This window comes from Mesorhizobium sp. M0077 (assembly GCF_040322955.1).
Lineage (GTDB): Bacteria > Pseudomonadota > Alphaproteobacteria > Rhizobiales > Rhizobiaceae > Mesorhizobium.
In genome coordinates, this window is sequence record NZ_JAMYUL010000005.1 from 1 (window position 1) to 17671 (window position 17671).

General features: G+C 62.8%; 17 protein-coding genes and 1 riboswitch. Of the genes, 5 read left to right on the forward strand and 12 right to left on the reverse strand.

The window, feature by feature from the left end; translation table 11 throughout:
• Positions 1–242 precede the first annotated feature (242 nt).
• Both NKJ57_RS12170 and NKJ57_RS12175 read right to left on the reverse strand, forming a co-directional pair.
• Positions 243–1013 (reverse strand): ABC transporter substrate-binding protein, encoded by a 771-nt coding sequence (locus NKJ57_RS12170; protein WP_023699518.1) that lies wholly within the window; start codon positions 1011–1013, stop codon positions 243–245.
• Between the two features lie 101 nt (positions 1014–1114).
• The gene (locus tag NKJ57_RS12175) at positions 1115–2209 is read right to left on the reverse strand and encodes a 2'-deoxycytidine 5'-triphosphate deaminase (protein ID WP_023740734.1); all 1095 of its coding nucleotides are present in this window, start codon (positions 2207–2209) and stop codon (positions 1115–1117) included.
• 140 nt (positions 2210–2349) lie between these two features.
• Positions 2350–2427: riboswitch (SAM riboswitch) on the forward strand.
• Positions 2428–2484: 57 nt separating this feature from the next.
• Between NKJ57_RS12175 and NKJ57_RS12180 the strand changes: the two genes are divergently transcribed.
• Positions 2485–3675, forward strand: coding sequence for an O-succinylhomoserine sulfhydrylase (locus NKJ57_RS12180; protein ID WP_023669633.1), 1191 nt, complete (start codon positions 2485–2487; stop codon positions 3673–3675).
• An 11-nt stretch (positions 3676–3686) separates the two neighbouring features.
• Here NKJ57_RS12180 and NKJ57_RS12185 read toward each other — a convergent pair whose 3' ends face one another.
• Entirely contained in the window at positions 3687–4838 is a 1152-nt protein-coding gene (locus NKJ57_RS12185) for a ceramide glucosyltransferase (protein WP_352513778.1), read from the reverse strand.
• A gap of 222 nt (positions 4839–5060) precedes the next feature.
• Here NKJ57_RS12185 and apaG point away from each other — a divergent pair, with 222 nt between their 5' ends.
• On the forward strand, positions 5061–5453 hold the full coding sequence (gene apaG / locus NKJ57_RS12190) for a Co2+/Mg2+ efflux facilitator ApaG/CorD (protein WP_023738215.1): 393 nt from the start codon (positions 5061–5063) through the stop codon (positions 5451–5453).
• Between the two features lie 186 nt (positions 5454–5639).
• On the opposite strand, the gene NKJ57_RS12195 is transcribed toward apaG, so the two are convergent.
• From NKJ57_RS12195 to NKJ57_RS12205, 3 genes are all read right to left on the reverse strand, one after another.
• Complete coding sequence (locus NKJ57_RS12195; protein WP_031202777.1) at positions 5640–6671, reverse strand: Hsp33 family molecular chaperone; 1032 nt, start codon at positions 6669–6671, stop codon at positions 5640–5642.
• 108 nt (positions 6672–6779) lie between these two features.
• On the reverse strand, positions 6780–7691 hold the full coding sequence (argF, locus tag NKJ57_RS12200) for an ornithine carbamoyltransferase (protein ID WP_023681949.1): 912 nt from the start codon (positions 7689–7691) through the stop codon (positions 6780–6782).
• A gap of 18 nt (positions 7692–7709) precedes the next feature.
• Entirely contained in the window at positions 7710–8909 is a 1200-nt protein-coding gene (locus NKJ57_RS12205; protein ID WP_352513779.1) for an aspartate aminotransferase family protein, read from the reverse strand.
• 358 nt (positions 8910–9267) lie between these two features.
• On the opposite strand from NKJ57_RS12205, the gene NKJ57_RS12210 reads away from it, so the two are divergent.
• The gene (locus NKJ57_RS12210) at positions 9268–9786 is read left to right on the forward strand and encodes a GcrA family cell cycle regulator (protein WP_023669627.1); all 519 of its coding nucleotides are present in this window, start codon (positions 9268–9270) and stop codon (positions 9784–9786) included.
• A 172-nt stretch (positions 9787–9958) separates the two neighbouring features.
• Here the strand turns inward: NKJ57_RS12210 and NKJ57_RS12215 are convergent, their stop codons facing one another.
• From NKJ57_RS12215 to NKJ57_RS12225, 3 genes are all read right to left on the reverse strand, one after another.
• Positions 9959–10966 (reverse strand): magnesium and cobalt transport protein CorA, encoded by a 1008-nt coding sequence (locus NKJ57_RS12215; RefSeq protein ID WP_023669626.1) that lies wholly within the window; start codon positions 10964–10966, stop codon positions 9959–9961.
• A 95-nt stretch (positions 10967–11061) separates the two neighbouring features.
• A complete protein-coding gene (gene phoU, locus NKJ57_RS12220) occupies positions 11062–11784 on the reverse strand; it encodes a phosphate signaling complex protein PhoU (RefSeq protein WP_023692535.1) in 723 nt (240 codons plus the stop codon).
• A 115-nt stretch (positions 11785–11899) separates the two neighbouring features.
• The gene (locus tag NKJ57_RS12225) at positions 11900–13165 is read right to left on the reverse strand and encodes an ATP-binding protein (protein WP_352510937.1); all 1266 of its coding nucleotides are present in this window, start codon (positions 13163–13165) and stop codon (positions 11900–11902) included.
• A 102-nt stretch (positions 13166–13267) separates the two neighbouring features.
• Here NKJ57_RS12225 and ppk2 point away from each other — a divergent pair, with 102 nt between their 5' ends.
• Entirely contained in the window at positions 13268–14173 is a 906-nt protein-coding gene (ppk2, locus tag NKJ57_RS12230) for a polyphosphate kinase 2 (RefSeq protein WP_352510938.1), read from the forward strand.
• Positions 14174–14374: 201 nt separating this feature from the next.
• Here ppk2 and NKJ57_RS12235 read toward each other — a convergent pair whose 3' ends face one another.
• Both NKJ57_RS12235 and NKJ57_RS12240 read right to left on the reverse strand, forming a co-directional pair.
• Entirely contained in the window at positions 14375–15112 is a 738-nt protein-coding gene (locus NKJ57_RS12235; RefSeq protein ID WP_352510939.1) for an acyl-homoserine-lactone synthase, read from the reverse strand.
• A gap of 176 nt (positions 15113–15288) precedes the next feature.
• The gene (locus tag NKJ57_RS12240) at positions 15289–16020 is read right to left on the reverse strand and encodes a helix-turn-helix transcriptional regulator (protein WP_023669621.1); all 732 of its coding nucleotides are present in this window, start codon (positions 16018–16020) and stop codon (positions 15289–15291) included.
• 296 nt (positions 16021–16316) lie between these two features.
• Between NKJ57_RS12240 and NKJ57_RS12245 the strand changes: the two genes are divergently transcribed.
• On the forward strand, positions 16317–17132 hold the full coding sequence (locus tag NKJ57_RS12245; RefSeq protein WP_050586840.1) for an ABC transporter substrate-binding protein: 816 nt from the start codon (positions 16317–16319) through the stop codon (positions 17130–17132).
• 33 nt (positions 17133–17165) lie between these two features.
• Here the strand turns inward: NKJ57_RS12245 and NKJ57_RS12250 are convergent, their stop codons facing one another.
• Positions 17166–17579, reverse strand: a complete 414-nt coding sequence (locus tag NKJ57_RS12250) for a tellurite resistance TerB family protein (RefSeq protein ID WP_352510940.1) — start codon at positions 17577–17579, stop codon at positions 17166–17168.
• Positions 17580–17671 lie beyond the last annotated feature (92 nt).

The following is a 17671-nucleotide window of genomic DNA, read 5'->3' on the forward strand; positions in this document are numbered from 1 at the left end:
CGCCGCGCCAACCAATCCGCTTGGCGCTGCGGCGGACGCATAGGGGGAGAGAAGTGTCACCTATGTATCCGGTTCAAAGTGTTACCCATCTATCGGCTGGACAGAAGGCGACAGAGGGGGTCGTTGCGCGTGGAGCGCTAAAGTCTTCCGCGGCTGAGAGGCGCTGGCATTCTATGCGCAGCGACCCCCTCTGGCCTGCCGGCCATCTCCCCCTCAAGGGGGGAGATTTGGCAGTTCCAACCTCAATAAATATCGAAGTCGAAATACTTGGCCTGGATCTTCTTGTAGGTGCCGTCGGCGACGATGGCGTCTATCGCCGCGTTGAGCTTGTCGCGAAGTGCCGTGTCCTCCAGGCGGACAGCGATGCCGGCTTGCGTCTCGGTGCCCTTGACGTCACCGACAAGCTTGCAGCAGCCGTCGCTCGCCTTCTTCAGCCAGTCCATCAGCACGAATTTGTCGGAGATGACGGCGTCGAGACGGCCGTTCTGCAAGTCGGTGATCGCCTCTTCCTGGGTGGGGTAGAGTTTCGCCTCGGCGCCGGCCTTGCCATAGGCGTCCTGCGCATAGTCGGCCTGAGTGGTCGAGGCCTGCGCGCCCACCGTCTTGCCGGCAAGGGCTGCCGGTTCGGTGGAAGTGAGGTCGCTGTCCTTCGGCGCCACCAGCGCCAGCGGCGTCGTGTAGTATTTGTTGGTGAAGGCGACCTGTTTCTTGCGCTCCTCGGTGATGCTCATCGAGGCGATGATGGCGTCGAACTTTTTCGCCTGCAGCGCCGGGATGATGCCGTCCCAGTCCTGGGTGACGATCTCGCACTCGACCTTCATCTGCGCACACAGCGCATTGGCAATGTCGATGTCGAAGCCCTCGATCTTGCCGTCCGCGGTGATGGTGTTGAAGGGCGGATAGGCGCCCTCGGTGCCGATCTTCAATTTCTCCTGCGCCTCAGCCAGCGAGCCGGCCGATATCACCAGCATGGCAGCGCTCGCTGCCGATATGATCCATCTTGAAATCTGCATTTCGGTTCCCCTTGCGCGCCGTTCTCTTGCCGGCCACCGAAAGGCAGCCAAGCATGGTGAGGCAGCGCAGGCAAGTATTTTGCCTGACGGTGATCGAAGGTTCAGCCGGCGGGGCGGAAATGCTTGGAGAGCTTGAGGCCTTGCGCCTGGTAATTCGAGCCGAGATCGGTGCCGTAAAGCGCCTGCGGCCGCTTCAGCATGTGTTCGTAGACCAGCCGGCCGACGATCTGGCCGTGGTCGAGGATGAACGGCACTTCGTGGCTGCGCACTTCGAGCACCGCCCGGCTGCCGGTGCCGCCTGAGGCCGAATGGCCGAAGCCCGGATCGAAGAAGCCGGCATAGTGAACACGGAATTCGCCAACCAGCGGATCGAAGGGCGTCATCTCGGCGGCGTAGAGCGGCGGCACGTGCACGGCTTCGCGGCTGACCAGGATGTAGAACTCGTCCGGGTCGAGCACCAGTTCGCCGGCGCCGCTCTTATAGAGCGGCTCCCAGAAATCGACGGCATCCTGGACGGCGCGCTTGTCGACATCGACCAAGCCGGTGTGATGCTTGCCGCGATAGCCGACCAGGCCGTTCTGGTCGCCGTCAAGATCGATCGACAGCGCAATGCCGCCGCCGGAAATGTTGGGCGGCTCGGTCGCCACCAGCATCTCGGCGCGGTGCAATTCGTTCAGTTCTGCCTCCGACAACAGCGCGTTGCCGGTGCGAAAGCGGATCTGCGACAGCCTCGATCCGGCGCGTACGACGATCGGGAAGGTGCGCGGACTGACTTCGAGATAAAGCGGCCCGTGATAGCCGGGGGCGATCTTGTCGAACTCATGGCCGCGATCGGTCATCACCCGGGTGAAGATGTCGAGCCGGCCGGTCGAGCTCTTCGGGTTGGCCGAGGCCGACACGTTTGCGGGCAGCGCCAGGCTTTCGAGCAGCGGCACGATGTAGACGCAGCCGGTTTCCAGCACCGCGCCCTCGGCGAGACTGAACTCATGCAATTTCAGCCGGTGAAGCTTGTCGGCCACCAGATGATCGGGACCCGGCAGGAAGGAGGCGCGCACGCGAAAAGCCTTGTCGCCGAGCCTGAGATCGAGGCTCGCCGGCTGCACCTGGTCGACATCGAGCGCGCGCGGCGACTTCAGCGCGCCGGACTGAAACAGCGCGGAAATGTCCTGATCGGGAAGAATGCCTGTCTGCCGCAAAAGGCTGGCTCCGCTCCAAGGTCGGTCTCTTTGTGGCAGGTTCTTGCCGCAAAACCGCTGGATATTATTGCGGAACCTGCCTGGTACAAACCTCTTAATGAAGCCGGCAATTGACGCAAGCGCAGGTGAGGTCTAAAGGGTCGTTATCCCGTGGTGATTTGGCCGGTCGGCTTGCAGCCACGTTAAACAAGTCGCTAAAGGACCGTCGGGCCGCAAGGCCATATGGACCGGTTGCGACTTTCGCGGCCGGTTTTTTTGTGTCTGGAACAAAAGCGATGAGCACCAAGAAGCGTAACTGGAAACCTCAGACCGCACTCGTGCACGGGGGAACGCTGCGTTCCCAGTTCGGCGAGACGTCCGAAGCGATGTACCTCACCCAAGGCTATGTCTACGAGACGGCGCAGGCTGCCGAGGCCCGTTTCAAGGGCGAGGAGCCGGGCTTCATCTATTCGCGCTATGCCAACCCTACCGTCGACATGTTCGAAAAGCGCATGTGCGCGCTGGAGGGTGCCGAAGATGCGCGCGCCACGGCGTCCGGCATGGCGGCGGTGACGGCAGCGCTCCTGTGCAGCGCCAAGGCCGGCGACCATATCGTTGCGGCGCGCGCGCTGTTCGGCTCCTGCCGCTGGGTGGTGGAGACGCTGGCGCCGAAATACGGCATCGAGGCAACGCTGGTCGACGGCACCGACATCGCCAACTGGGAAAAGGCGGTGCGGCCGAACACGAAACTGTTCTTCCTGGAAAGCCCGACCAATCCGACGCTGGAAGTGGTCGACATCGCAGCGGTGGCGGCGCTCGCCACCTCGATCGGCGCCAGGCTGATCGTCGACAATGTCTTTGCCACGCCCTTGCAGCAGAAGCCCTTGCAGCTCGGCGCCCATATCGTCGTCTACTCCGCGACCAAGCACATTGACGGCCAGGGACGCTGTCTCGGCGGCATCATCCTGTCGGACAAGAAATGGATCGACGAGAATTTGCACGACTATTTCCGCCACACCGGCCCGAGCCTGTCGCCGTTCAACGCCTGGACGCTGCTCAAGGGCCTGGAGACGCTGCCGGTTCGGGTGCGCCAGCAGACGGAAAGCGCGGCCAAGATCGCGGATTTCCTGGCAGGACGGCCGGAAATCGCCCGCGTCATCTATCCCGGCCGCGCCGACCACCCGCAGGCCGACATCGTCAAGAAGCAGATGACAGGCGGATCGACGCTGATCTGCCTCGACGTCAAGGGCGGCAAGCAGGCGGCCTTCGCCTTGCAGAACGCGCTCGACATCGTGCTGATCTCCAACAATCTCGGCGACGCCAAGAGCCTGATCACCCATCCGGCGACCACCACGCACAAGAACCTCAGCGACGAAGCTCGCGCCGAGCTCGGCATCGGGCCGGGAACGCTCAGGCTGTCGGTCGGCCTTGAGGACACGGACGATCTGCTGGAGGACGTTGCGCAGGCGCTGAAGGCAGCCGGGTAGGCCGCGAGGCGTCACGCTCCCGACGAAGCCTCTTCCAGCTCGGCTGCCTTGGTGCCGATGATCATGGTGTTGCCGCGCCAGTCGACGGCGCCGCTCAGCCAGCCGCGCGCCCAGATGGCGGGAAGCATCATGTCGCGGACCATCATCGCCGGGACCATGCGCAGCGACAGGTGCCAGCCCTTGGCCGCGGCCAGCGCGCATTCGGGAATGTAGGCCGCCGCCAGCACGGCCAACACCGTGGCCGGCAGGCTGACGCCGGCACTTGCTGCCGCCACCAGCGCCAACGCCAACGGCACGGCGACGCCGGTCAGGATCTCGGGTGCGAAAAACAGCGGGAAGGTGACGCGGCGCAACCGCGCCCAGCGCGCCTGACGCGACCAGATGTCGGCAAGTCGGCGCTGCCCCAGTGGTTGCTCGAAAGGCGAGGCAACGAGATTGACGCGCAGGCCCAGTCCGTTGACCAGCTTGGTCGCAGCAGCATCCTCGGCGATCTCGGCGGCCAGCGCGCGGATACCGCCATTGGTATCGAGCATCGGCTTGTTCCACAGCATGCTCTTGCCCTGGGCAAAGCCGAGGCCAAGCGCCTCGCCGGCATATTGCCAGCGCGCCTGCAGCGTGTTGAGGAACGCGCATTCGACCTCGGCCCAGAAGCCATCCGGCCGAGAGCCGATCGGCGTCGAGCAGATAAGCCCGGTATTGGTCCGCCAGGCCGCCATCATGTGCTGGACGTAATCCCTAGGCATCAGCACGTTGGAATCCGCGAGAATAACCCAATGAAAGTGCGCCGCTTCCCAGCCCTTGACGCAGTTGTTGAGCTTCGGGTTGCTGCTGACGCGGTCGTCGCCGATCAGCAGCCTAGCCGGTACCTTGGGAAACAGGACGATCGCCCTGTTTATCAGTTTGACGACGGGATCGTCGGCGTGAGCGACGCAGAAGATCAGTTCGTAGCGCGGCCAGTCGAGCGAGAAAGCTCGCTGCAGCGTCTCTTGTGTGAACGGCTCCACGCCGCGCGACGGCACGACGATCGAGACCGGCGGCTGCTCGTTGGACGGCGGAGGGATGAGACGGCGCGCTTTCAGCTTCGACGATGCAAGCAGGATGCTGGCGAGATTGGAAAGAAGCAAAGCGGAGGAAGCGAAGGCGGCTGTGAGAGCTGGTTCCATCGAGATCTGGTCACTCCGGAAAGGCCGCTCACGGCTGCTTTGTCAGTCGACAGATGGGCCTTGAGTCGCCGGCAAGGTTTGCGCACACCAACATTGTCATATGTCACTTAAATGACATTGTTTGTCGGCACCTGCGCTTTGAGGCTGGCAGGACATGCCGCTCTGCGCGTATCAAACCGCATGGCGCGACAAATGTTCCCTGCTGCGCAACCGGAGCAGCCCATGTATCGCGCCGTCACGCGCAACATCGAAGTGCAGGTCAGACCGTTCTACCTGGAGGACCGCTCGGACCCGGCGGAGAACCGTTATGTCTGGGGCTACCAGGTCACGATCGACAACCAGTCGGACGATTTCGTGCAGCTTATGTCGCGTTACTGGCACATCACCGACGGCAGCGGCCGGGTCGAGGAAGTGCGCGGCGCCGGCGTGGTCGGCGACCAGCCTGAGCTCAATCCCGGCGACAGCTATCAATACACGTCAGGCTGCCCGCTCTCGACGCCGTCCGGCTTCATGGTCGGCCACTACACCATGCGCAACAAAAAGGGCGAGACGTTCGACGTCGCTATTCCCGCGTTTTCGCTGGATCTGCCGGGGACCCGACGGACGGTGAATTAGGGGTTTTCTCCCCGTCACTATACGGGGAGAAATGCCCGGCAGGGCAATGAGGGGCAGCGCCAGACTCATGAGGTTATCTTCCACGCACATGACCTAGGCTATGCGCGGCCATTCACCAAAGTTCGCGCTGCCCCTCATCCGCCCTTCGGGCACCTTCTCCCCGTGAACGGGGAGAAGGAAAAGACTTCACTGAGCTGCGAATTCCGCCGGGTCGAAGTCGTACTGCTTCGAGCAGAACTCGCAGGCGACGTGGATGCCGCCATCTTCGGTGCTGTCCTTGATTTCCTGCGCGGAAAACCCCTCGAGGATGCCGCGTATCTTGTCCCTTGAGCAGGAACATTGGTCGGCAACCGGCACGCCGCCGAAGACGCGCACGCCATGTTCGTGGAACAGCCTGTAGAGCAGCCGCTCGGCGCCGATGGTCGGGTCGATCAGCTCGGTCGGCTCGATGGTGCCGAGCAGCGCCACCAGCTCGCGCCAAGAATTGTCGGCCGGCTCGTTCATCACGTCGCGCGGATCGCCGTCGCCCCCCGAAATGTCGGGCACGCGCATGCGCTCGGGCGACTGCGGCAGGAACTGCGCCAGGATACCGCCGGCGCGCCACTGCTCGCGCGCACCGCCGGGGCCGGGCGTCAGCAGCTTGGCCACCGACAGCCTGAGGTCGGTCGGGATCTGCTCCGACTGGCGGAAATAGGTGCGCGCGGCGTCTTCCAGCGTCTCGCCGTCGAGCTGGACGATGCCCTGATAGCGCTGCGTGTGCGCGCCCTGGTCGATGGTCAGCGCCAAAACGCCGCTGCCCAGCAGCGTCTGCTGCGAGGTCTGGCCTGCGGCCACCAGGGCCTCCAGCCGGTCGGCGTCGAAACGCGCATAGGCGCGCAATGCCGAAGGCGTGGAGAAATCCGCGACCAGCATGTCGACCGGGCCGTCGGTGCGGGTCTGCAGGATGAACTTGCCTTCGAATTTGAGCGAGGTGCCGAGCAGCACCGTCAGCACACAGGCTTCCGCGAGCAGGCGGGCGACCGGCTCGGGATAGTCGTGACGGTTGAGGATGGCGTCGAGCATCGGCCCGAGTTGCACGGTGCGGCCGCGCACGTCGAGCGGGCCGACCTCGAAGGGTACGACATGATCGTCGCCGGCATAGCCGAACTCGCCGAGTTTGGGGTGATGTTCAGTCACTTGATGCGTTTCCAACATGACAAAGCTCCAGGGCGCGGCCATGCGGCCCGGAGGGGTGCATGCGTCCAAACGCGCTTGATTTGCGTGATGGGGCGCAAATAGGCATCGCGCCGCCCCGGATCAAGCGCTTGGAGATCAAGCGCCTGGAGATCAAGCGCCCAGACACCAGGCCAAAACCGCCTTCTGGGCGTGGAGCCGGTTCTCGGCTTCGTCGAAGACCACCGAATGCGGACCGTCGATGACCTCGTCGGTGACTTCCTCGCCGCGATGCGCCGGCAGGCAGTGCATGAACAGGGCGTCGGGCTTGGCCCTCGCCATCAGCGCCGCATTGACCTGATAGGGCGAGAAGACATTATGGCCGCGGGCGCGGTGTTCCTGGCCCATCGACACCCAGCAGTCGGTGACGATGCAGTCGGCCTGGTCGACGGCCTCTTCGGGCGAGCGGGTGAAGTGCAGCTTGCCGCCATTGGTCTTCGACCAGTCGATGTGCTTCTGCGCCGGCTCGCTGCCTTCCGGCACTGCGACGTTCAGGTTGAAGCGGAACCGCGCCGAGGCCTCGAGCAGCGAATGCAGCACGTTGTTGCCGTCGCCGGTCCAGGCGATGGTCTTGCCGGCAACCGGACCGCGATGCTCCTCGAAGGTCATGATGTCGGCCATCAGCTGACAGGGATGGGTGTCGTCGGTCAGCCCGTTGATGACCGGAATCGTGGCATTCTCGGTCAGCTCGAGCAGCCGCTCATGCGACGTGGTGCGGATCATGATGGCGTCCACATAGCGCGACAGCACCTTGGCGGTGTCGGCAATGGTCTCGGAGCGGCCGAGCTGCATTTCGGTGCCGGTCAGCATGATGGTCTCGCCGCCGAGCTGTCGCATGCCGACGTCGAAGGACACGCGCGTGCGCGTCGACGGCTTGTCGAAGATCATGGCCAGCACCTTGCCTTCGAGCGGTTTGGTCCGTTCGCCGGCCTTGAGGCGCGCCTTGCGCACCACCGCATCGTCCAGCATCAGGCGCAGATCGCCTTCGGAAACGGCGGAAAGATCGGTGAAATGGCGAAGGCTCATCGGGAATGGTTCTCGGGATTACTTCGCGGCGGCCGCGGCGATGGCGTCGGTCAGGCCCTTGGCGCCGGCGCGGATGCGATCGAGCGCTTCGCCGATCTCGGCGTCGGTGACGGTCAGCGGCGGCAGCAGACGAATGACGTTGTCGCCTGCCGGCACCGCCAGCAGATGCTGGTCGCGCAGCGCCATGTTGACCTTGGTGTTGGGCATGGCGCATTTCAGGCCAAGCATCAGGCCGCTGCCCCTGATGCCTTCGATGACATCGGGAAATTCGTCGGCGACCGCCGCCAGGCCCTGCTTCATCAGCAATGCCTTGCGCTGGACGTCTTCGAGGAAGCCGTCTTCCAGCACGACGTCGAGCACAGCGTTGCCGACCGCCATGGCCAGCGGATTGCCGCCGAAAGTGGTGCCATGCACGCCTGCCGTCATGCCGACGACAGCGTCGTCGGTGGCGAGGCACGCGCCCATCGGGAAGCCGCCGCCAATGCCCTTGGCAATCGCCATGATGTCTGGCGTCACGCCGGTCCATTCATGCGCGAACAGCTTTCCGGTGCGACCGATACCGCACTGGACCTCATCGAAGATCAGCAGCAGGCCATGCTGGTCGCAGAGCTGCCGCAGCCGCTTCAAGGATTGCGTCGGCACCGGGCGGATGCCGCCCTCGCCCTGTACCGGTTCGATCAGGATCGCGGCGGTCTCTGGTGTGATCGCCTTCTCGGCGGCGTCGATGTCGTCGAAGCCGACCTGGTCGAAGCCTTCGACCTTGGGGCCGAAGCCTTCGAGATATTTGTACTGGCCGCCGGCGGCGATGGTCGCCAGCGTGCGGCCGTGGAAGGCGCCTTCGAAGGTAATGACCCGGAAGCGCTCGGGATGGCCCTTGACGAACTGGTAGCGCCGCGCCGTCTTGATCGCGCATTCGAGCGCCTCGGCGCCGGAATTGGTGAAGAACACCTTGTCGCCGAAGGTGGCGTCAGCCAGCCGCTCGCCGAGCCGGGCCTGCCCCGGGATCTCGTAGAGATTGGAGACGTGCCAGAGCTTGGCCGCCTGTTCGGTCAGCGCCGAGACCAGATGCGGATGGCTGTGGCCCAACGAATTGACCGCGATGCCGCCAGCGAAATCGAGATATCGCTCGCCCTTGTCGGTAACCAGCCAGGTGCCTTCGCCATGGTCGAAGGCCAAAGGGGCGCGGGCAAAGGTCTCGTAAAGCGCCGAACCGCTCATTATATGCGTCTCCGGTACCGGAAAAATCAAAAAAGCCGCCAAAGCGGCGGCCTTTGCGGCTTATCGTGTTTTTCGGCCATGAAGTCAACGAAAACGTCGCGCAGAGGCGCGCGGCAAGCTCCCGACGAGACGCCGGCTCATAAGCGACCGGGCAAGTTGGGGAAAACCTAAAAAACCGATTCGTGTTGCACCTGGGACTCTTGTCACCGAGTCAACACATGAGGTAATTGTAGTCGGGAAATAACTAGATTTCGTGCGGCGGACCTAATCACCTAATATATGTGGTGTCTGCCCCGGCAAAGATTGCCGGGTCGGGAATGGATTCCGGCTGCCGCACACTTAGCAGGAGCGCGGTCTCATGAACTGGACTGACGAGCGGGTCGAACTTCTCAGGAAACTGTGGTCGGAGGGCTTGAGCGCAAGCCAGATCGCCGCACAACTCGGCGGGGTCAGCCGCAACGCGGTCATCGGCAAGGTGCACCGGCTGAAGCTGTCGGGCCGCGGACGCTCGACCGCGACGCCGGCGCGTCAGAAGAAGACAACGCAGGGATCTTCGATCCAGAAATCGGTGCCTCGCGCCGCAACCACGCAGCGCCATGTCACGACGTCGATCGGGGCGAACGCGCTGCAGGCGCAGTTCGACGCCGAGCCAGTGGCGCGCCACTACATCCGCCCGGTCGAAAACGTCGTCGTGCCGATCTCGCGGCATCTGCAGCTCACCGATCTCACCGAGCGCACCTGCAAATGGCCGAATGGCGACCCGCTGTCGGAAGACTTCAACTTCTGCGGCAACGAGGCGGCTGAAACCGGACCTTACTGCAAGTACCACGCAAGGGTGGCGTTCCAGCCAGCTTCAGAGCGGCGCAGAAGCCGGTAGTTAGGAATAGGGATTGGGGACTGGGCAGTAGGGAATGGGGTAGCGCTCGTGAGGCGCTACCTTATACTGCCTACTGCCTACTGCCTACTGCCTACTGCCTACTGCCTACTGCCTACTGCCTACTGCCTACTGCCTACTGCCTACTGCCTACTGCCTACTGCCTACTGCCCCCTCACAGCCACCCACTCTTCCGAAATCGCCAATACAAAAACGAGCAGATCAGCGCGATCGAGACCAATACGACGGGATAGCCGTATTGCATCTTCAGTTCCGGCATGTCGTCGAAATTCATGCCGTAAATGCCGGCGAGCGCCGTCGGCACCGCCAGGATCGCCGCCCATGAGGCCAGCTTCTTGGTGTTCGCGGTTTCCTGGCTCTGGCCGACCAGCAGGCTGGCTTCGAAAGCGAACGCCAGAACCTCGCGCAGGCTGTCGATCTTTTCCTGCACGGTGCGGATATGGTCGGTGACATCGCGAAACAGCGGATGCATGGCGGTATGGATCTGCGGCAGGTCGGCGCTGGTCAGCCGGCGGCAGACCTCGACCAGCGGCAGCGCCGCATTGCGCAGGCGCAACAGATCGCGGCGCAGCATGTAGAGCCGCTCGATGTCGGGACCGGTCATCGGCTTCAGCAGCACCCTGTCCTCGATCGCCTCGACCTCGTCCTCGATCTGCTCGAGCACCGGCATGTAGTTGTCGACGATGAAGTCGAGAATGGCGTAGAGGACGAAATCCTCGCCCTTGGCCAGTGAGTGCGGACAGCTTTCCCAGTGCTGGCGCACGGCGGCGTATGAGGTCGAGGGACCATGCCTGACGCTGACGATATAGCCTGAGCCGACGAACAGATGCGTCTCGCCGAAGGTGACGCGTCCGTCGATCAGCTGTGCAGTGCGGGCAACGATGAACAGCGCATCGCCATATTGCTCGATCTTCGGCCGCTGGTGCGGATGTTCGGCGTCTTCAATCGCCAGCTCATGCAAATGGAATTGCGCCTTGACGCGCAGCAGAAGCTCGCGGTCGGGTTCGAGCAGCCCGATCCAGACGACATGGCCCGACTTCTTGGCCCATTCACCGGCTTCCTCGATCGGAATGTCGGCGATCCGCTTGCCGGCGGTGTAGACGCTCGACGCGATGATGCCGGACGATGCCGGCGCCGGCTTGAACTCTCGGACATATTCCATCGCAGCCTCCTGAGCGCCTGGCCTTGGCCAGGAACCGAGACGCTAACATCCGGGCAGTTTAGCGCAATATGATTAAGCGTTCGAGGGGCGCGCGATCACTTCACCGGCAGCGCCGGCAGGGCAACCTTGTCGGTCTTGTCGCCCTTTGGACGCTCGGCCGGCAACTGCTCGCCGGTGACGATGTAGTAGATCGTCTCGGCAATGTTGGTGGCGTGGTCGCCGATGCGCTCGATGTTCTTGGCGCAAAACAGCAGATGCGTGCACGGCGTGATGTTGCGCGGATCTTCCATCATGTAGGTCAAAAGCTCGCGAAACAGCGAGGTGTACATGGCGTCGATCTGGTCGTCGCGGTCGCGAACGAAGCCTATTTTCTCGACCGAGCGCGAGGCATAGACGTCGAGCACTTCCTTGAGCTGGGTCAAAGCGAGTTCGGCCAGCGCCTCGAGGCCGCGAAACAGGCTGGTCGGCTGGCGGCCGTCAATGACGCTGACCACACGCTTGGCGACGTTCTTGGCGAGGTCACCGACCCGTTCGAGGTCGGCCGAAATGCGGATGGCGCCGACGATCTCGCGCAGATCCGTCGCCATGGGCTGGCGCTTGGCGATGATGACGATGGCTTTGTCGTCGATTTCGCGCTGGCCATCGTCAAGCACGATGTCGTCGCGGATGACCTTCTGGGCGAGGCCGGGATCGGCATTGACCAGCGCCTGGATCGCCTGCTCGACCATGCGCTCGGCATGGCCGCCCATCGCAGCGATGCGCTTCGCCAGGTATTTCAGCTCTTCGTCATAGGCGCTGACAATGTGTACGGACTGCATGGGCGAAATGCCTTCCTTAAATCTTTGGCCTTTTGCGTCGTTTCCTCGACCCCTGTGCTGATACGCTAGCCGGATGACAGAAAGAAGAAACAGGCAGTTAGCAGATAGTACCGCCTCAGCCTGCCGGCAAATGGACCGTGAACGCCGCGCCCTTGCCAACCTCCGACTTGATCGAAAGCCGGGCGTTGTGGCGCGTCAGAATATGCTTGACGATGGACAGGCCAAGACCGGTGCCTTTCTGGGTGCGGCTGCTCTCCACGTCGACGCGATAGAAGCGCTCGGTAATGCGCGGTATGTGCTCTTCCGGGATGCCCGGGCCATAGTCCCTGATGGTGACATCGATGCCCGGTTCCGGGCCGGCCTCGCCCCGCGCGATCGACACCGTGACGCGTCCGCCAGGCTGGCCGTATTTGCAGGCGTTTTCCAAGAGATTCTCGAACACCTGGAACAGCTCGTCGCGGTCTCCGGGCACGTCGAGCGGCCCCTCGGCGTAGTCGCGTTCGATGACGACGCCGTTCTCGCTGGCGAGCGGGCCCAGTGAATCGATGACGCTGTCGATGGTCTGGCGCAGATCGACCTCGGTTCCCGGCCTCAGGTAAGGCTTCATTTCAAGCCTCGACAGCGACAGGAGATCGTCGATGAGGCGCGCCATGCGGCCGGTCTGGTTCTGCATGATCTGCAGGAACTGCTCGCGCGCCGCCGGATCGTTGCGGGCCGGGCCGCGCAACGTCTCGATGAAGCCCGAGATCGAAGCAAGCGGGGTGCGCAACTCGTGGCTGGCATTGGCTATGAAGTCAGCGCGCATGCGGTCGATGCGGCGCGTCTCACTCTGGTCCTTGAATACCAGCACATAGAGATCGGTGGCGTGGCCGACCGAGGACGCGCTGACCCGGTAGGCGCGTTCCACCGGCAGCTTCTCGGTGTAGTCGACGGCATCGGAGGCGACGGCTCCCGACAGTACGCCGTCCAGCAATGCCTGCATTTCCGGGGCGCGGAATTTCAGCGACAGCGACAGGCCGGGCGCGATGCCGCCAAAGGCGGCATAGGCGGCGGCATTGGCGTGGACGATGGTGGCGGTGCGGTCGAAGATGATCAGCGGATCGGCAACGGCAGCCGCAAGATATTCGCCGGAAAGCCGCTGCAGCCCGCTCGCCTCGACCGTGGTAATGGTCTCAGCAGACCGGCTGGCGCCACCGGTTGGCAGAAGCGCGGCGGCCAGCAGCACCGTCAACGCAGCCAGGACAACATAGGCGGAGATACCGGCAAACCCATAAACGGCCATGATGGCGATCGCACCGGCGGCAAGCAGCCATCGGCTGTTCCACAGCCGGCCGGCGACGGCCTGCCCCGTGGTTGTCCGCTCTGCGCCGGTGTCAGCCATTCGTGCTTTCCGTGCTTCTGCGCCGGTCCCGCCGAAACTTCCGCTGGACCGGGTTTGAGGCCCCCCATAGCATGAGTCCGCAAGCTGGAAAGGTTCGTCTCGATGAAAAAAGCCAAGGAAAGTCCCGCCGCAGAGCCGGCAAAGGGGCCGCTGAAGATCAAGGTGGACGGCAAGGAGCGGGAGTTCGACATCGAAAACCCCGAGCTTCCCAGCTGGATCGAGGACCACAAACTGACCGCAGGCGACTACCCCTACGACAAGAAAATGAAGAGCGAGGAGTATGACGAGACTCTGGAGCGGCTGCAGATCGAACTGGTCAAGGCGCAGGCCTGGCTGCAGGCGACCGGCAGCAGACTGATGTCGCTGTTCGAGGGGCGCGATGCCGCCGGCAAGGGCGGCACCATCTCGGTGCTGCGCCAGTATCTCAATCCTCGAACCGCGCGCAACGTGGCGCTGACCAAGCCGACCCCGACCGAAGTCGGGCAATGGTACTACCAGCGCTACGTCGCCCATTTCCCGACATCGGGCGAATTCGTCACCTTCGACCGGTCCTGGTACAACCGCGGCGGCGTCGAGCCGGTGATGGGCTTCTGCACACCGGAACAGCATGCAAAATTCCTCGACGAGACGCCGCATTTCGAGCGGATGATCTCCAATGAGGGCATCTATTTCTTCAAATTCTGGCTCAACATCGGCCGCGAGACCCAGCTCGAACGGTTTCACGACCGCCGCTGGTCGCCGCTGAAGAACTGGAAGTTCTCGCCGATCGATATTGCCGGCATCACCAAATGGGACGACTACACCAAGGCGCGCGACCAGATGGTCGAGCGCACGCACAAACAGTTCGCGCCCTGGATCATCGTGCGGGCCAATGACAAGCGACGCTCGCGGCTGGCCGTCATGCGGCGCATCCTGTTGTCACTGCCCTATGATGGGCGCGATCTCGACGCCATCGGCAAGGAAGATAAGAAGATCGTCGGCGAAGGGCCGTCGTTTCTCGAGAAGTAGAGACTGGCCTCGATAGGCAGAGGCTGAAATTACAGAGCCCACCCCCACACGGAGGTGGGCTCTGTGGCCATTGTCTAAAGCGCATCGCATTTGAACGGATTCACGCGACGCGCTTTAGGTCTTTGTTTCATGCATGTCGTTCTCTCAAAACCGGGGCCACTTTGAGCGACATGCATTAAAGCGCGTCGGGTGAAGACAGTCTCACGACGCCTGCCGCATGCCGAGCATGTGGGGGGTGCCCCTGGCCAACACCGGGGCGTGATGGTTGCGGCGCGAGCGCACGACATCCAGCGTATGCTCGTTGAAGGTCAGCAGTGTGGCGACGACCTGCTGGTTGCCATAGGTGCGCTGGTAACCGAGCGGCGTCGCCAGGAAGTGCAACTGCAGCGTCCGCAGCACCCACACCGGCTCGACCTCGATAATGACCTGATCGACATTGCGAGCAAGGCCCCATTCGACGAAGCCGGCGATCAGTTCGGTGCCGACCGTAGACACGCCGCGCTTGCCATCGCGAAAGCCTGGCGCCACCGCGTAACGGGTTAGCTCCCAGACATTCGGTCCCGAAGGGCGCTTTCCCTCGCAGAGTTCCGGCATCACATCGCTAAGGAGATGCGGCCGTGTGGTCGGCAGCATCCGATGATAGCCTGCAAGCTCGCCATTGCGTATGACAAGGTGGTGTTCGGCCTCATCATGGTCGAATTGATCGATTTCGAGGCCGTCCGGGCGATCGAGATCGGTCCACCGCATCTCATCGACGAAGACCTTGTGACGCAGGCGATGGACGGCCTCCCATAGGTCGGGACGTTCCATCAGTTGTTGAGTGGTAAGGGAAAATAGCATTAGCCGTCTCCTGGGCTTAAGAGGAAGATACGGCCGGGCTTTCCCGAAAAAATTGCGCGAAGGTGTTGGCAAGGATTTCCAGGCTGCCACAGCCGACATGGCTAATATAGCTGCGTCTAAACGCCTCCGCGATGGCGTGCACCCTGTTGGCGACGCCGAGTCTGCTTTTGGCGTTAAGAAAGCATTAGCCGTCTCAAGAGGACGACAGGGGCCGGTCTTTTCTGAAGATATGACGCCAACAATGCGGCCATAAATTTCGGGCCGCCAGAACCGGCCTAGCTGATATAGCCGTGCCTGACTGCTTCGGCGACTGCCTGCACACGGTTGGCGGCGCCTAGTTTGCTCTTGGCGTTGAGAAGGTGTTTCTCAGAGGTATGCTCCGAGATGCCGAGGATCTGCGAAATCTCCCACTCGGATTTTCCGACCGCCGCCCATTGCAGGCATTCGCGCTCGCGCGGCGTCAATTCAATGTGATCGATAGATTTGCCGGCCGTCGTTTGAAGCTGCATGGCGCGGCCGATGGCATAGGTGGAGGCCAGCGAGACCATTGCGAATTCGGCTTCGGACAGTTCGACCGCCTCACCGCCCAGCGAGACCAGCGCGATCTGGCCTTCGAGCGTGATCAGCGGGAAGGCGAGGCCGTCACGCAGCTTGAACTGGCGGGCGTCGCGCATTACCTCGGCGCTGCTCTTGTCGGCGGGCATGCTTTGAACGGCATCGCGCCATTGGAATGGCGCCCGAAACTGCTTCAAATGGCTGACGACCGGATCGTGGTCGACGTAGTTGCGCGATAAGTAACGCTCCAGCCATTCGCTAGGCCAATCGCAGAGCAGCACATGGTCCTTCGTCTGGCTGCTTGGTGTACCGGGCTGCGGCACCGTTGCGGCTATCAGGGCCGTCAATCCGAAATTCGAGGTGACACTAAGTAGCTGCTCGCACACCGCAGCCGACGTGTCGGCACGCTGCACCCGGTCAATATATTCAAGTGTCCGGTCAAAATAACCCATCGCAACATCTACCCCATGTTGCCTACCGCTCTTGAGACCGATGCTACGTGCCTGCCCCGCACTTAGCCATCAACCCCGGATTGCAAAGCCACATCCTTAGCTTTTCTAACGCCAGCGACCGCCAACCCCGGGCCGACTCTGTGCGGCTATTTGCAACCTCGCCAAAGCATAACCCGAAATTTGCCCTTTGAAATCAAAAACAATTGTGCCTGCGCCGTTTTCGTATCACAAGCCAACGGCCAAGACGGGCGGAGTTTTTTGTGACATCACGCTGGATAACCATCGCCTTGCTGTCGATGCTGATCGGAGTGCAGCCGTTTGCCGGCGCTGTGCGGGCAGCGGAACCGCAGGTGCCGGTGCTTTGGGATGCCAAGGAGCGGCTGCCGAAGCCGGACCTTGCGGCGCTGCCGAGGCTCAGGTTCCTCACCACAACCGATTTCCCGCCCTTCAATTTTCTCGACGGCACGGGCCGACTGTCCGGCTTCCACATCGACCTGGCGCGGGCGATTTGCGCCGAACTCGACATCGCCGACAAATGCCAGATCCAGGCGCTGCCCTGGGCCGAACTCGACGACGCGTTGCAGAAGGGCGAAGGCGAGGCGATCATCGCCGGCATCGCCGCAACGCCGGAGACGCGGGCGAAGTACAGCTTTTCGCGCTCCTATCTACAGTTTCCGGCGCGCTTCATCATGCCGAAGACCAAGGCCTTCGCCGAGCCGATCCTCGACAAATTGCGCTCGAAGCGGGTCGGCGTGCTGGCCGGCTCGGCGCATGAAAAGATGCTGCGCGATTATTTCGGCACCGTGCAGATCATCCGCTTTCAACGGCCGGAAGACCTCTACAGCGACTTGAAGAGCGCCAAGATCGATGCCGCCTTCGGCGACGGCATGCGCTTTTCCTTCTGGCTGGGCGGCACGGACGCCGCCGGTTGCTGCCGCTTCGCCGGTGGACCCTACCTGGCGCCGGAATATCTGGGGTCCGGCATGACCATTGCCACCCGGGCCAGCGACCCAGCGCTGGCCGCAGCCATGGACTACGCGCTGCAGGAGATATCGGTGAAAGGCACCTTCGCCGAATTCTACCTGCGCTATTTCCCGGTCAGCTTTTTCTGATCCGGTCCCGGTCAGCTTCCTCTAGGGGCTGGATCAGGTCAGCGTGCGCAGGCGGGCCTTCGCCCCGCGCGCGATGGCTGCGGCGGTCAGCGTGTCGAGATCGAGCTCACGCCGGATCAACTGCAGCACCCGCAATTCCTCCATGCGCATTTCGAGATCGACGGCGGCAACTTCGAAGGCGGCGGCATAAGCGGTGTCGCGCAACCGCTCGGGCAAAGTCTCGGCGACACGCTCGAGCACGCCTTCCAATCCATCCTTTTCATGCAGCATCTTCTGGCAGTCCTGCGCAATGGCGATCAGCCTGTCCTGCTTGAAATCCTCGAACACCGGCCAGCTGCGGACGACGTCGCCGATGCGCGCCAGTTCGATATCGGTCATGTTGCGATCGGAAGCCGAGGTGATGACCATCAGGTAGATCAGGGCTTCATGGGTGGACGGCAACGGCATTCAAAACTCCTTGATAGTGAGGGTCGAAGGTAGGGACGCCACGGCGCCGTCGCAACGAAAACGCCTGATATCGTTGACGCTCCGCCCTGTCG